Raw genomic sequence first — 12,145 nt, 5'->3', positions numbered from 1 at the left:
CGTCCTCTCACTGCGCCGGCGTCGACAGCGCGGACCGCAGCATCGCAGCGAGGTCTCGGCGCCGGAACGGCTTGGTCAGGATGCGGGCATCGCCGATTCCGTCGGGCGCCTTGACCGGATTTTGGCTGTAGCCGGAGGTGAAGAGCACCTTGAGCCCGGGCCGCAGCTGGCTTGCTTGCCTGGCAAGCTCCGGCCCGAACATGCCGCCGGGCATCACGACGTCGGTGAACAGCAGGTCGATGTCCCCGGACTGGCGCAACAAGTCGAGCGCCGCCGGACCGCTTGCGGCCGTGATGACGCGGTAGCCGAGCGTCTTCAGCTCGCTTTCGACATACGTCCGAACCATGTCGTTGTCCTCGACGACGAGAATGGTCTCGCTTCCTTCGCGCGCGGCGATCCCTTCGGCGGGTGAGATATCCTCGGTCGGCGGCGTTGCCAGGCGGGGAAAGAACAGCCTGACGGTGCTGCCTTGTCTCGGCGCGGACTGCATCTGCACCAGTCCGCCGGACTGTCGCACAAACCCGTAGACCATGCTCAAGCCGAGCCCGGTCCCCTTGCCGACCTCCTTCGTGGTGAAGAACGGCTCGAACGCCCGGCTCGCCACCTCGGCGGTCATGCCGCTGCCGGTGTCGGTCACGGCCACCATGACATAGTCGCCCGGTCGCGGCTCGCCGTTGACGTCAAGGTCGGATTCACCGAGCGAGACGTTGCGCGCCTCGATGGTCAGCCTGCCGCCCAACGGCATGACATCGCGCGCGTTGAGCACGAGATTGAGTAGCGCCGTCGTCAATTGGCCGGGATCGACGCTGGTCAACCCCACATCCGGTTCGAGCGCGAAGGCGCATTCGATGTGCTCGCCCAGGGGCCGGCGCAACAACGCCTCCATCTCCTGAATCTTCCCGCCGATGTCGATGTCCCGCGGCCTCAGGGGCTGCTTGCGCGCGAAGGCGAGCAGGCTCCGCGTCAGGTCGGAGCCGCGCTCGGCAGCTGTCGCGATGTCGCCGGCGATGCGGTGCAACTCCTTGTTTCCCGCCAGCCTGTCGGCAAGGTGCTCCGAATTGCCGAGAATGACGGTGAGGAGGTTGTTGAAATCATGGGCTACGCCGCCGGTGAGCTGGCCCATGGCTTCCATCTTCTGGGACTGGCTGAGCTTCTGGTTGAGGTCCGCGATGGCCGCGCGTTGCTGCTCGAGCGACTCGGCGGTGCCGTTGAGCAGGGTCATCAATCCGCCCAGCTCGCCGCGCGGATGGGGAGGGGGAATTCGGGCGCTGAGATCGCCGAGCCCGAGTCTCTTCGCCATGTTGGCGAGCCGCCCGACCTGGCGCCCGACGCTCACGGTCGCGAGGATCCATACCCCGGCCAGCAGCAGCAGCAAGGCCACTGCGAGGATCGCCATGTCCTCGTAGAGCCGGCGATTCGCCGCAGCGACCAGTCCGTCCTTGGACCGTCCGACCAGGATGTAGAGGCCGGCATCACGGATCGAAGGCGAGTGGGCAACGGCCCAGACCTGCGTGCGGCCCTCGCGATCGGTCACTTCCTGAAACGCCTTTTGACCGGGAGCCGTCGCGAAGCCGAGCAGGTCGGATCCCGCAATCGACGCCCCCACGGGCGCGGTCCAGCCGCCTCCGGAGGGGGCGACAAGAACGGTGCCCTTGCCGTCGATGAGCAGGATATCCTTCTCTGCCAGTAGCCGCTTGTGGTGATACTCGGCGAATTTGCGCAGGTTGAACGAAGCGAGCAGCACCAGCTTCAGCGCGCCCGCCTCCGATCGCACCGGATATGCGATCTGGAGCACCGATATTCCGGTCAGCCGGCCGAATACCGGCTCAACCACGACGCTGCGCGAGACCAGGGCCTGCTTGAAATAGGCGCGATCCCTCAGATCGAGGGTGCGGTTGGTCCGCAGCGAGTCGCAGAACAGGCTGCCGTCAGGGTCGATGGTCAGGATTCCCGTGAACTGAGGGTATTCCTCGCGCACATCCGACAGAAACGCCGAGCATGCCGCCTTGTCGCGCGTGTCGAGATCGCGCGCCCGGGCCAGACCGTAGTGAAGCTGCGCGGTGCCCTGAATCTTTTCGCCCAGATCGCTGGCAATGTCGTCGGCCGAGGCTGCCAGATTGGCCAGGGCGGCGTTGATTTCGCTGCTCCGGTTCTGCACGAAACGCAGCCCGACGAGGCTCGCCGGCACCAGCATGGCCGCGATGACGAGTATCAGTAGCCGGGTACGCAAGCTCATCGGTCGGACGGTCCATCCTGGTCATTGCGCGTGCTCGTTCAAGGACCCAATTTGCGGCACCACCCTCCGCCCAGTCCATAGGCATCGGGCCGAAAAAGTCCTCGACGGCGAAAGATTTCGAGCCGCGTGCAGCACGGATGAGCTTTCCGAAGGAAGCGTCGCCGCCGGCGCGACGGCTTTCCCCGGTCGGCACCGGCGGCGTCGGGATACCGTCGTCCGACGATCAACTCGCGCGTGCGCGCCGGCCGCGGGGACGCTAAGATCGAGGTCAATCCGCGTGCGACGGAGATCGCGCCGGCCAACGAGGAGGAAGCTGATGTCCATTTCGGGCAAGGTCGATCCGGTGGTGCGTCCGGTCGCGGCGAGCGACATCGCCGAGGCGCTGGTCGAGGGCCTGCGTGATTTCCAGGCGCTGCCGCTTTACGGCCTCTGCTTCGGCGCGCTCTACGCCGCCGGCGGCATCGCCATCATGCTGTGCTTCACCGCGTTCGGCATGGTCTATCTGGTCTATCCGCTGGCCGCCGGCTTCGCGCTGCTCGGGCCATTCGTGGCGATCGGGCTCTATGAAGTCAGCCGCCGTCGCGAGCGCGGCGAGCCCGTCTCGCTCGGCGCGATCTGGTCGGCCGTGCGTGCGCGCAGCGAGATCGGCTGGATGGCCTTCGTCACGCTGTTCGTGTTCGTGGTCTGGATGTATCAGGTGCGGCTTCTGATCGCGCTGCTGCTCGGCCTGCATGCCTCGTTCTCGAGCCTTCAGGAGTTCATGACGGTGGTGCTGACGACGAACGAGGGCTTGCTGTTCCTCGGCATCGGCAACGCGGTCGGCGCGGTGCTGTCGCTGATCCTGTTTTCGCTGACCGTGGTGTCGTTTCCGCTGCTGCTCGACCGCGAGGTCGATTTCGTCACGGCGATGGTGACGAGCGTGCGCGCGGTCGTGGCGAGTCCGGTGCCGATGATTGGCTGGGCTGCGGTGATCGTGATGGTCCTGATCGTCTCGGCGCTGCCGTATTTTCTGGGGCTGGTGGTGACGCTGCCCGTGCTCGGGCATGCGACCTGGCATCTTTATCGGCGGATCGTGGTGCCGGTGGCGTAACAGGCAGCCGGACGTAATGGCAGCGAGCTATTCGCCGGTTGCCAGCCGGCGCTCGCCTGATGAGGTCAGTTCGAGCTCACCGAGGCGCCTGATCGCATAACCCAGACTGGTCAGGCGCTCGCCGTGCGCTTGCGGAATTTCGCCTTGCGCCTTGCCCTTGCCGATCTCGGCCAACGACTCAAATTCATCGGCGCTGAGCGCAAAGCTGCTGTCGGTCATCAAGCAACCTCGTCAGTCCATACCTTGAAATTGACCAGGGTATTCGGACCGAAGGTCTGGGTGATCGGGACGTCCGCGGCATCGCGTCCTTGTGCGATCAACACGCGGCCGATCCGTGGCGTGTTGTTGCGGGGATCGAACATGTGCCAGCTTCCGCCGAGATAAGCCTCGAACCAGCCGGCGAAATCTCCCACGGCCCAGGGCTTCGGCGTGCCGATGTCGCTGAGATAGCCGGTGCAGTAGCGCGCCGGGATGTTCATGCAGCGGCAGAACGTGATGGCAAGATGAGCATAGTCGCGGCAAACGCCCTTGCCTTCGTCGTAGACTTCGCGCGCCGTCTTGGTTGCGCGCGCGTGCTCATAGCCGAAAGCGATGTGACGATGAGCGAAATCGCAGATGGCCTGGACCCGCGCCCAGCCTGGCGGCGTGTGCTCGAACAGTTTCCATGCGATATCCGACAGGCGATCGGTCTCGCAATAGCGACTGCCGAGCAGATAGACGAGCGTCTCGGTCGGCAGCGCCTCGACGGCGTGCTGAGCCGCGTTCGGGAACACCGGGTCGGGCAGGCCGCTGTCGCTCACGACGCCATCGCCGGCAAGGCGAAAGGCACCGGCCGGCGCCACGATCCGGCTGCACCAATTGCCGAAGAGGTCGCGATAGGGGGTGATCGGCACCGACGGTCTGGTGGTCAGCAGGTCGGGCACGATGACATCGGAAGCGCGGGTGAAGTGCGTGCCCAACACCATGATCATGGGCGTCGGCTGCGGGAACTCGTACAGCATCTCGTACCCGACGCGGAGCTTCATATGAAATGCTTTCTCTAGGCTGAGCTCTCAACATGGCTACGAAGCGGTCGAACACAAGGCTTCGACGGCCCTATTCGATCGAGAGTGCGATTTGGCGGGTCAAAAGCGCGACACGAGCGAGAAAACGATAGCTAATTGCAGCCATTGCGCGCACGGTGCGCAAATGTCGGAAAGAGCGGTCGTCTCTGCGCATATGCGGCGCCACGACTCTACGCGCGCGACGTGAAATGGTTCATTTCTCGCACCGGCGGAGCCGGCTCGACGCGATGTCGTATCGGTGATCGTTGCGCATATTGCCCGTTCCCGCGGGCCCGACGCGGCAGGCTCGTGCCGCAGATGCCTGAACGACCCCACAACGGTTCGATATGAGATCGAACGCCAACCGAAAGCACCCGATGCAAACCCAACCGATCCAAGCTCTCTCCCCACGGCACGTCAAGACAGAAGAAGCGCTCCGGCTCGGCGTCGAGTCGGGCTGGTACGCGATCAAGGTCAGCGGGACCTTTGTCTCGGGCCCGCACGGCTCGGAAGCGGATTGCAGTCGCAAGATCGACGAAATCAATCCGCCTCCGGTGAAGAAGAAGCGATGACGGCGCGGAGTTCGCCCGCTACGGCGTCTTGATACCCATCGCCTTCAACGCTTCCAGCATCTGCACCGGCGGCGCCATCTTGATCTGCGGCGCCTTGCCCGTTTCCAGCAGGCTCTTCAGCCCCGACAGGATTGCAGGCCAGCCGGTGCGGCCGCCGGAAAGGATGTCGTCGCTGAGCGGACGGTCGTGACGTTCGCTCATGGTGAGGCGGACGGCTTCGCCGGCCTGTTCGATCTCATAAGTGACAAGCGTAGTGCCGAGCTTTGCAACGAGGTCGGGCCAGTTGACGTTCCACGTCACCGTCAGCCTGTTCGGCGGATCGTATTCGAAAACATCGCCCGAGATGTGTTCCGATCCGTCAAGCGCGCGCACGATGAATTTGCCGCCGAGTCTCGGCTCCATCTCCACCGCAAAGCCGGAAAAGTATTTGCGGCTGAACTCGGCGGAGGTCAGCGCCTCCCACACCTTGTCCCGCGTCGCGGCGATGTAAATCGTGTAGACGGTGAGCGGCTTGAACTGATCGAGGTTCATTTTGCATCGAATCCCTTGTTGAGCGCTGTGCGCGGGATGGCGAGCACCTTGCCTCTCTCGAGGAGGCTCTTGAGCCCGGACAGGATCGCCGGCCAGCCATTGGAAACGGCGCCGAGATATTTGCCCCCTTCGACGAATCCGTCATGCAAGACGGTCAAACGCACGAGCGAGCCGAACGGTTCGATGGTGAAGACCACCCGGGAGATCGGTTCGCCGCGCAGCTCTTCGTATTTCTGGTGCTTGAAGCTGTAGGACAACCGCCGCGGCGGATCGGCCTCGAGGATTTCGCCGGAATCGGTGGTCTCGCCGTCCAGCAGCAGCGCGAAAGGGGAGCCGATTTTCCAGTCGGACCTGACCTCGGCGCCGAACCAGTATTGCTTGGTGAACTCGCTTGATGTCAGCGCCTCCCACAGCCTCGTCGGCGTGGTCTCGATGTAGGTGACATAGACGAATTGCGGCTTACTCATCGCGCTTCTCCAACTGGCGTTTCAACTCGCCGAGTGCGGCGAGCTTGCCGCGCTCGAATTTCTTGATCCAGCGTTCGCCGATCTGATGGATCGGAACCGGATTGAGATAGTGCAGCTTCTCGCGGCCGTGCCTGATGGTCGTGACCAGATTGGCCTGTTCCAGAATGGCAAGGTGCTTGGTCACCGCCTGGCGCGTCATCGCGAGACCTTCGCAGAGTTCGTTCAGCGTCTGGCCGTTCCTGGCGTGAAGCCTGTCGAGCAGCGACCGTCGTGACGCATCGGCGAGCGCTTTGAAGACCTCATCCATGGCGGCGATAATAGGCAACCAAATGGTTGCCTGTCAAGATGGTGATGCATCGCGCGGTGCTCGTGTTCCTGCAGGCGCCGGAGATGAAGACGTGGGTGACGGCGGCGCTGGACGGAAACTGAGTGCCATGCATTAATGCCCCAAACCGCTCCCAGCGAGTCCTCCCCATGATGTCTCTGCAAGCCTATCTCGCTTTCCTTGCCGCCTGCATCGCGCTCGCGCTGCTGCCCGGTCCGATCGTCACCCTCGTCATCGCCAACGGGCTGCGCCACGGCACGCGTGCGGCGCTGACCAATGTGGCCGGTGCGCAGGCCGGCCTCGCCATCGTCATCGGCATCGTCGCGGTCGGCCTGACCTCGCTGATGGCGACCATGGGCTATTGGTTCGACTGGGTGCGCTTTGCCGGCGCCGCCTATCTGGTCTGGCTCGGCATCAAGCTGATCTGGGCGCCGGTCGAGGGCGTCAATGTGGACGAGCCGCCGGCGCCGCCGCGCGGCGGATTCTTCCTGCAAGGTTTCCTGGTGCTGCTGTCGAACCCGAAGGTGCTGGTGTTCTTCGGCGCCTTCATCCCGCAGTTCATGGACATGAACCGCGACCACTTCCCGCAGGTCGCGCTGCTGGGCGCAACCTTCATGGTCACTGCGGTGATGACGGACGCGCTCTACGCCATCGCCGCGGGGCGGGCCCGAAAGTTCTTTTCGGCTCGCCGCACGCGCATGATGTCGCGCATCTCCGGCGGCTTCATGATCGGCGGCGGCATCTGGCTGGCGCTGACCAGGGCGAAATAACCGCCATCGGGTCGGTAGCCTTGAACCCTTCGCGCCGGCGATGTGCATCTCGATCGGCGCGGATATCGTCGCGACGCGGGACTAATCGACCAGCCTCTGCGCCCGCAGCTCCACTTCGATCTCCGCAAAAATCCCCGCCAGTCGCTCGGCCCATTGTTGCTGGCCGGACTGATCGGCGATCAGATCCTGGCGGATCTCGATGCCGGTGTTGACGAGGCCGCGGCCCTCGCCGTGGACGGGGATGGTGTAGTCGGTGAGGTCGTCCACCGCGTAGGGCTCGTTGTCGCCGACGACGAGATCGCCCTGGCCGCGCAGATGCTTGAGCAGCAGCTGCGGCAGCACGGTGTCGCGATTATACAGCGCGCCGATGTGCCAGGGCCGCGCAACGCCAGCGTAAACGGGGGTGAAGCTGTGCAGCGACACCAGCACCGTCGGCCGCTTGTCGTGCACGCGGCGGCCGATCGCGGCATCGATACGGCGGTGATAGGGCTCGAAAATCTCGCGCCTGCGCGCTTTGCGCTCCTGCTCCGAAATTCCCTCGTTGCGCGGGATCGCGGTTGCTTCGGAAATCACGGGGATCGAGCTCACAGCGGCGGGCGGGCGGTTGCAGTCGATCACCAGCCGCGAATAGCGCTGGGCGATCAGATGTGCGCCCAGCATCTCTGCCAGCCGGTCGGCGACACCCGCGATGCCGATGTCCCAGGCGATGTGCCGCGTCAGCTCGCCTCCCGCGACGCCGAGATCGCCGAGCGCCCGCGGCAAGACCCGTCCGTAGTGGTCCGAGGTGAGCAAAAAAGGCGATGTCCCTTGCGCATTCACCTCGTGCACCGGGGGGATGTCACCCTCGCCCAGGAGTTGATTGGTCGCCTCGATTGTGTCTAAAGCCATCCTGATTGCCTAATGAAACAGCAGTCACCCCGAAGAATCGGGCGGAATTGCTATAGATTGGTCCGCCCGACCTCACCATGATTGCCTGACGATGCCGCTGCTGACGATTCATCACAAGACCGAATATCGCTACACCCGCCCCGTGGCGTTCGGCGAACACAGGATCATGCTGCGTCCGCGCGACGGGCATGATCTGCGTGTGCTCGACTCCAGGCTCGAGATCTCGCCGGAGCCGATGTCGCTGCACTGGATCCACGACGTGTTCGGCAATTCCGTCGCGATCGCGAATTTCGACGAGCGCGCGGCCGCGCTGGTCTTCGACTGGCACGTCACCGTCGAGCACAATCCGGTCGAGGAGTTCGCGCTGACGCCGGACGACTCGGCCTATTTCTATCCGTTCGCCTATGACGACGAGGAATTTCCCGACCTCGTCCACTACATCACGCCGCAATATACCGATCCCGACGGCGAGATCGCGGAATGGGCGCGCGGCTTTCTCGACGAGGACGCGCCGACGCCGACCTTCAAGATCCTGAGCGGCATGACCCACGGCATCCGCGAACGGTTCAAGTATCGCAAGCGCCACGAGCTCGGCACGCAGCATCCGCTCGACACCTTGCAGTCCGGTAGCGGAACCTGCCGCGACTACGCGCTGTTCATGATCGAGGCGCTGCGCCATCTCGGCTTCGCCGCACGGTTCGTCTCCGGCTACATCTTCCTGCCGGAGGATATTGAGCAGCGCCATGTCGGCGGTGGCTCGACGCATGCCTGGGTGCAGGTCTACCTGCCGAGCGCGGGCTGGATCGAGTTCGATCCGACCAACGGCATTGTCGGCACCCGCGACCTCATCCGCGTCGCGGTCGCCCGCGATCCGCGCCAGGCGATCCCGCTGCACGGCGTCTATATCGGCCCTGCGGGCGCGTTCGACGCCATGGACGTGACCATCAGGGTGGTGTCGGACGAGCAACGCAGCGAGAAACTCGAGGCGGAGGTTTCGTAGATCTGCTGCGATTTGCACGCTGCGGATTGACGGTTATAGAAGGCCATGACCTCCGATCGTCTTTTCGTCTACGGCACGCTGATGCGCGGCTTCGACCATCCGATGGCGCGGCTGCTTGCGGGCCACGCGGATTTTCTCGGTGAAGCGACCTGCCGCGGCCGGCTCGTTCTGGTGAAGCATTACCCGGGGTTGCTGCTCTCCGATGTGCCGTCCGACCGTGTCCACGGCGAACTCTTTCACCTGCGCGTGCCCGACGAGCTCTTGCGCGAGCTCGACATGTACGAGGCCTGCGGCGAGGGTTTTCCGGAGCCGACCGAATATCTGCGCAGACTGGTCGACGTAACAGGCGCGGACGGCGCGACGGCACCGGCCTGGACTTACATTTACAACTGGCCCGTCACCGATCTGCCGCGCATCGAATCCGGCCGCTTTCTCGAGCACTAGGCCGACAGCACTTCCTTCACCGCGCGCACATCGACCTCGCGCTCGACATAGCTCCACTCCTCGGTCCGCCTGAGCATCGCCACCAGCTCCTCGAACAGCGAGGAGTGCGCGGGCGCGAATTCGAACCAGGTGAGGAAATCGAAGGGTCCGCCGAGGTCGCGGCAATGATAGAGCTGGCGCGCAATCGCGGGCAGGAAGCGCAGGCTGCTCGCGATGTGGTGCGATTTGTCCTCGAAGATCCTGCGGCGCTCTTCCTGGGTCAGATCCCACCAGGCCTGCGACTTGCGGATCGGGATCAGCGCCGCGCTGGTCGCTTCCGGCCGGCCGAGGCCGGCCTGCACGGCAGTGAGCTGCTGCTTCTCGGCGCGCTCGGTGTAGCGCAAGCTGCTCGCGACGCCGACCAGGCGCCAGGCATTGCGCGAGGGCACCAGCGGCAGCGCGATGGCCTCACTGTCGGTGACCGACAGCGCAGGCATGAAGGCGAGGGGCTCGCCCGTCACCGGCGAAATCGAGGTGACGCGCCAACCCCCGCTCTGGCCGCCTCGGAAGGTCCTGAACATCGCCCATGGAAGCGTGGAACCGGGGCGGGTTCAAGGCCTCTGTCAGTCCGGGCTCACGCTCCGCGCGCTCCGGAAGAAAGAAGGGCTGTGAACAGCGCGTATAAGCCTGACAAACCTGACTTCTGGACGGGTCGTCCCTATATCCCTGATCCCTTCGCCCGACTCACACGGTTTCGCGTTACACAGAGCCCATGCGCTTCACCCCCCAATTCCTCGACGAGCTGCGTGCCCGGCTTTCGGTCTCCGAAGTCGTGGGCAAGCGCGTCAAGCTGAAGAAGGCGGGGCGGGAGTGGAAGGGGCTGTCGCCGTTCCAGCAGGAAAAGACGCCGTCCTTCTATGTCAACGACCAGAAGGGCTTTTATCACGACTTCTCCTCCGGCAAGCACGGCGATATCATCAGCTTCATGATGGAGACCGACGGCCTGCCGTTCGCGGAGGCCGTGGAGCGGCTCGCCAATATGGCGGGCCTGCCGCTGCCGGCGGTGACGCCGGATGCTGCGCGTCAGGAGCAGCGGCGCCGCTCGCTGCATGACGTTATGGATCTCGCGGCGAAGTTCTTCGCGGAGACGCTGGCCTCGCGCGTCGGCGCCAAGGCGCGCGGCTATCTCGCCGATCGCGCGATCTCGCCGGCGACGCAATTGCAGTTTCGGCTGGGCTATGCGCCGCCCGATCGCTTCGCGCTGAAAGAGCATCTCGGCAAGCTCGGCGTCTCCGTCGACGACATGGTCGAGACCGGCATGCTGGTGGCCGGCAACGACATCCCGGTGCCCTATGATCGCTTCCGCGATCGCGTGATGTTTCCGATCACGGATCTGCGCGGCCGCGTCATCGCCTTCGGCGGCCGCGCGCTGGAGAAGGACGTCCCGGCCAAATACCTGAATTCGCCGGAGACGCCGCTCTTCCACAAGGGCGACAATCTCTACAACCACCAGACCGCGCGCAAAGCCACCCATGACGGCAGCGCGCTGGTCGTGGTCGAAGGCTATGTCGACGTCATCGCCATGGTCACCGCGGGCTTTGCCGGCAGCGTTGCGCCGCTCGGCACCGCGCTCACCGAAAACCAGCTCGCGCTGCTCTGGAAGATGGCGGACGAGCCGATCCTCTGCTTCGACGGCGACCGCGCCGGCCAGAAGGCGGCGTATCGTGCCGCGGACCTCGCCTTGCCCTTCCTCGCGCCCGGCAAGAGTCTTCGTTTCGCGCTGCTGCCGGAAGGGCAGGACCCCGACGATCTCGTGCGCTCCGGCGGTCGCGGCGCGATCGAGGAGGTGATCGCGGCGGCGCGTCCGCTCGCCGAGATGATCTGGTCGCGCGAGCTCGAAGGCGGCAATTTCGCCACGCCCGAGCGCCGCGCCGCGCTGGAGGCGCGCATCAAGGAGCTTTCCAACGGCATTCGCGACGAGGTGGTGCGGCGCTATTACCGGCAGGATCTTGCCGAGCGGCTTCAGCGCGCCTTTGCCCCCGAAGGCGGACGCGGCGGCTTTGGCGGCGGCCGTGGCAATTTCCGCCCCGGCCCGGCCGGTCGCCAGTTCCAGCCCCGTGGCGGGGGCGGCGCGAATCGATTCGGCGGCCAGGGATTTGGTGGCCGCCGCGGCCCGCCCGGTCCGATCCAGCTGCCCTCCGGGCCCTACCAGGCGGCGAGCGCGCAGCTGGCGGCAAGCCCGATCATGCGCGGCCAGCGCAGCGCCATCTCCCGCCGGGAGGCCCTGATCCTGCAAATCCTGATCAACCATCCCTGGCTGCTGCACGATCATCTCGAGGAGGTCGCGGCCCTGGAGCTCGCCCATCCCGAGGTGCATAAGCTCCGGGCCGGCATCATCGCCGCCTTTGCCAACGACCATCACCACTCGCCCGACCCCGGCGAGCTCGCCGAGAAGATGCGCAGCGACCTCGAAAAGGGCGGATTTTTGCAGGCTCTTCAAAGGGTTGAGGGCGGTATCACGACCGCGGCGGTGTGGGGCGCCCGCGAGGGCGCCGCACGGGACGACGTTCTCTCCACCTGGCATCAGCTGGTCGCCTTGCATCGGCAGTACCATTCACTACTTAGAGAGCTGAAAGACGCCGAGCTGGCCTTGGGGGAGGATCCCAGCGAGGCCAACATGGCGTGGCTGCGCGACGTCAAGGCTCGGATAGGCGAAGTCGACGGCACCGAGGCCCTGATCGAGGGTTTTGGCGAGCTGTCGGGCCGGTTCCAGAAGAGCGTGTGATGAAAAGAATCATGC

General features: G+C 64.9%; 14 protein-coding genes. 6 read left to right on the top strand and 8 right to left on the bottom strand.

The genetic code is table 11. The features are described from left to right. Positions 1-7 precede the first annotated feature (7 nt). Positions 8-2,236: an ATP-binding protein gene (locus tag C7G41_RS00180; protein WP_106940708.1), complete on the bottom strand. Its 2,229-nt coding sequence runs from the start codon at positions 2,234-2,236 to the stop codon at positions 8-10. A gap of 316 nt (positions 2,237-2,552) precedes the next feature. On the opposite strand from C7G41_RS00180, the gene C7G41_RS00175 reads away from it, so the two are divergent. Beyond that, entirely contained in the window at positions 2,553-3,326 is a 774-nt protein-coding gene (locus tag C7G41_RS00175) for a DUF2189 domain-containing protein (RefSeq protein WP_199198043.1), read from the top strand. A gap of 27 nt (positions 3,327-3,353) precedes the next feature. Here C7G41_RS00175 and C7G41_RS00170 read toward each other — a convergent pair whose 3' ends face one another. Both C7G41_RS00170 and C7G41_RS00165 read right to left on the bottom strand, forming a co-directional pair. Beyond that, the gene (locus tag C7G41_RS00170; RefSeq protein ID WP_106940706.1) at positions 3,354-3,545 is read right to left on the bottom strand and encodes a hypothetical protein; all 192 of its coding nucleotides are present in this window, start codon (positions 3,543-3,545) and stop codon (positions 3,354-3,356) included. Further along, positions 3,545-4,351: a transglutaminase family protein gene (locus C7G41_RS00165; protein WP_106940705.1), complete on the bottom strand. Its 807-nt coding sequence runs from the start codon at positions 4,349-4,351 to the stop codon at positions 3,545-3,547. The genes C7G41_RS00170 and C7G41_RS00165 overlap by 1 nt, the downstream gene beginning before the upstream one ends. Positions 4,352-4,716: 365 nt before the next feature. Between C7G41_RS00165 and C7G41_RS00160 the strand changes: the two genes are divergently transcribed. Next, positions 4,717-4,941, top strand: a complete 225-nt coding sequence (locus C7G41_RS00160; protein WP_106940704.1) for a hypothetical protein — start codon at positions 4,717-4,719, stop codon at positions 4,939-4,941. An 18-nt stretch (positions 4,942-4,959) separates the two neighbouring features. Here C7G41_RS00160 and C7G41_RS00155 read toward each other — a convergent pair whose 3' ends face one another. The 3 genes from C7G41_RS00155 to C7G41_RS00145 are packed head-to-tail and all read right to left on the bottom strand — an operon-like array spanning position 4,960 to position 6,246. Beyond that, the gene (locus C7G41_RS00155) at positions 4,960-5,472 is read right to left on the bottom strand and encodes an SRPBCC family protein (protein WP_106940703.1); all 513 of its coding nucleotides are present in this window, start codon (positions 5,470-5,472) and stop codon (positions 4,960-4,962) included. Next, positions 5,469-5,939, bottom strand: a complete 471-nt coding sequence (locus tag C7G41_RS00150) for an SRPBCC family protein (RefSeq protein ID WP_106940702.1) — start codon at positions 5,937-5,939, stop codon at positions 5,469-5,471. Before C7G41_RS00150 ends, C7G41_RS00155 begins: the two co-directional genes overlap by 4 nt. Beyond that, positions 5,932-6,246, bottom strand: a complete 315-nt coding sequence (locus tag C7G41_RS00145; protein WP_106940701.1) for a helix-turn-helix transcriptional regulator — start codon at positions 6,244-6,246, stop codon at positions 5,932-5,934. Before C7G41_RS00145 ends, C7G41_RS00150 begins: the two co-directional genes overlap by 8 nt. Positions 6,247-6,413: 167 nt before the next feature. Between C7G41_RS00145 and C7G41_RS00140 the strand changes: the two genes are divergently transcribed. After that, complete coding sequence (locus tag C7G41_RS00140) at positions 6,414-7,034, top strand: LysE family translocator (RefSeq protein ID WP_085384410.1); 621 nt, start codon at positions 6,414-6,416, stop codon at positions 7,032-7,034. Positions 7,035-7,115: 81 nt separating this feature from the next. Here the strand turns inward: C7G41_RS00140 and C7G41_RS00135 are convergent, their stop codons facing one another. Then, the gene (locus C7G41_RS00135; RefSeq protein ID WP_106940700.1) at positions 7,116-7,922 is read right to left on the bottom strand and encodes an N-formylglutamate amidohydrolase; all 807 of its coding nucleotides are present in this window, start codon (positions 7,920-7,922) and stop codon (positions 7,116-7,118) included. A gap of 91 nt (positions 7,923-8,013) precedes the next feature. Between C7G41_RS00135 and C7G41_RS00130 the strand changes: the two genes are divergently transcribed. Further along, positions 8,014-8,922, top strand: coding sequence for a transglutaminase family protein (locus C7G41_RS00130; RefSeq protein WP_106940699.1), 909 nt, complete (start codon positions 8,014-8,016; stop codon positions 8,920-8,922). A gap of 45 nt (positions 8,923-8,967) precedes the next feature. Beyond that, complete coding sequence (locus C7G41_RS00125; protein WP_106940698.1) at positions 8,968-9,366, top strand: gamma-glutamylcyclotransferase; 399 nt, start codon at positions 8,968-8,970, stop codon at positions 9,364-9,366. Here the strand turns inward: C7G41_RS00125 and C7G41_RS00120 are convergent. Further along, positions 9,363-9,926, bottom strand: coding sequence for a chlorite dismutase family protein (locus C7G41_RS00120; RefSeq protein WP_106940697.1), 564 nt, complete (start codon positions 9,924-9,926; stop codon positions 9,363-9,365). The two genes, C7G41_RS00125 and C7G41_RS00120, sit on opposite strands and share 4 nt — an antisense overlap. A gap of 191 nt (positions 9,927-10,117) precedes the next feature. Here C7G41_RS00120 and dnaG point away from each other — a divergent pair, with 191 nt between their 5' ends. Further along, the gene (dnaG, locus tag C7G41_RS00115; protein ID WP_106940696.1) at positions 10,118-12,130 is read left to right on the top strand and encodes a DNA primase; all 2,013 of its coding nucleotides are present in this window, start codon (positions 10,118-10,120) and stop codon (positions 12,128-12,130) included. Positions 12,131-12,145: the final 15 nt, after the last annotated feature.

This window comes from Bradyrhizobium sp. MOS002, assembly GCF_003020115.1.
In the GTDB taxonomy this organism is placed as follows: domain Bacteria; phylum Pseudomonadota; class Alphaproteobacteria; order Rhizobiales; family Xanthobacteraceae; genus Bradyrhizobium.
The sequence above is the reverse complement of the archived record's forward strand: the minus strand, read 5'-3'. Positions and strand labels throughout refer to the sequence as shown.

What these genes read in the sequence shown, in the direction of transcription:
- C7G41_RS00135 (WP_106940700.1), bottom strand. Translation starts at nt 7,922, where the DNA reads ATGGCTTTAGACACAATCGAGGCGACCAATCAACTCCTGGGCGAGGGT.
- C7G41_RS00160 (WP_106940704.1), top strand. Translation starts at nt 4,717, where the DNA reads ATGAGATCGAACGCCAACCGAAAGCACCCGATGCAAACCCAACCGATC.
- C7G41_RS00180 (WP_106940708.1), bottom strand. Translation starts at nt 2,236, where the DNA reads ATGAGCTTGCGTACCCGGCTACTGATACTCGTCATCGCGGCCATGCTG.
- C7G41_RS00165 (WP_106940705.1), bottom strand. Translation starts at nt 4,351, where the DNA reads ATGAAGCTCCGCGTCGGGTACGAGATGCTGTACGAGTTCCCGCAGCCG.
- C7G41_RS00150 (WP_106940702.1), bottom strand. Translation starts at nt 5,939, where the DNA reads ATGAGTAAGCCGCAATTCGTCTATGTCACCTACATCGAGACCACGCCG.
- C7G41_RS00145 (WP_106940701.1), bottom strand. Translation starts at nt 6,246, where the DNA reads ATGGATGAGGTCTTCAAAGCGCTCGCCGATGCGTCACGACGGTCGCTG.
- C7G41_RS00120 (WP_106940697.1), bottom strand. Translation starts at nt 9,926, where the DNA reads ATGTTCAGGACCTTCCGAGGCGGCCAGAGCGGGGGTTGGCGCGTCACC.
- C7G41_RS00175 (WP_199198043.1), top strand. Translation starts at nt 2,553, where the DNA reads ATGTCCATTTCGGGCAAGGTCGATCCGGTGGTGCGTCCGGTCGCGGCG.
- C7G41_RS00130 (WP_106940699.1), top strand. Translation starts at nt 8,014, where the DNA reads ATGCCGCTGCTGACGATTCATCACAAGACCGAATATCGCTACACCCGC.
- C7G41_RS00140 (WP_085384410.1), top strand. Translation starts at nt 6,414, where the DNA reads ATGATGTCTCTGCAAGCCTATCTCGCTTTCCTTGCCGCCTGCATCGCG.
- C7G41_RS00125 (WP_106940698.1), top strand. Translation starts at nt 8,968, where the DNA reads ATGACCTCCGATCGTCTTTTCGTCTACGGCACGCTGATGCGCGGCTTC.
- C7G41_RS00170 (WP_106940706.1), bottom strand. Translation starts at nt 3,545, where the DNA reads ATGACCGACAGCAGCTTTGCGCTCAGCGCCGATGAATTTGAGTCGTTG.
- dnaG (WP_106940696.1), top strand. Translation starts at nt 10,118, where the DNA reads ATGCGCTTCACCCCCCAATTCCTCGACGAGCTGCGTGCCCGGCTTTCG.
- C7G41_RS00155 (WP_106940703.1), bottom strand. Translation starts at nt 5,472, where the DNA reads ATGAACCTCGATCAGTTCAAGCCGCTCACCGTCTACACGATTTACATC.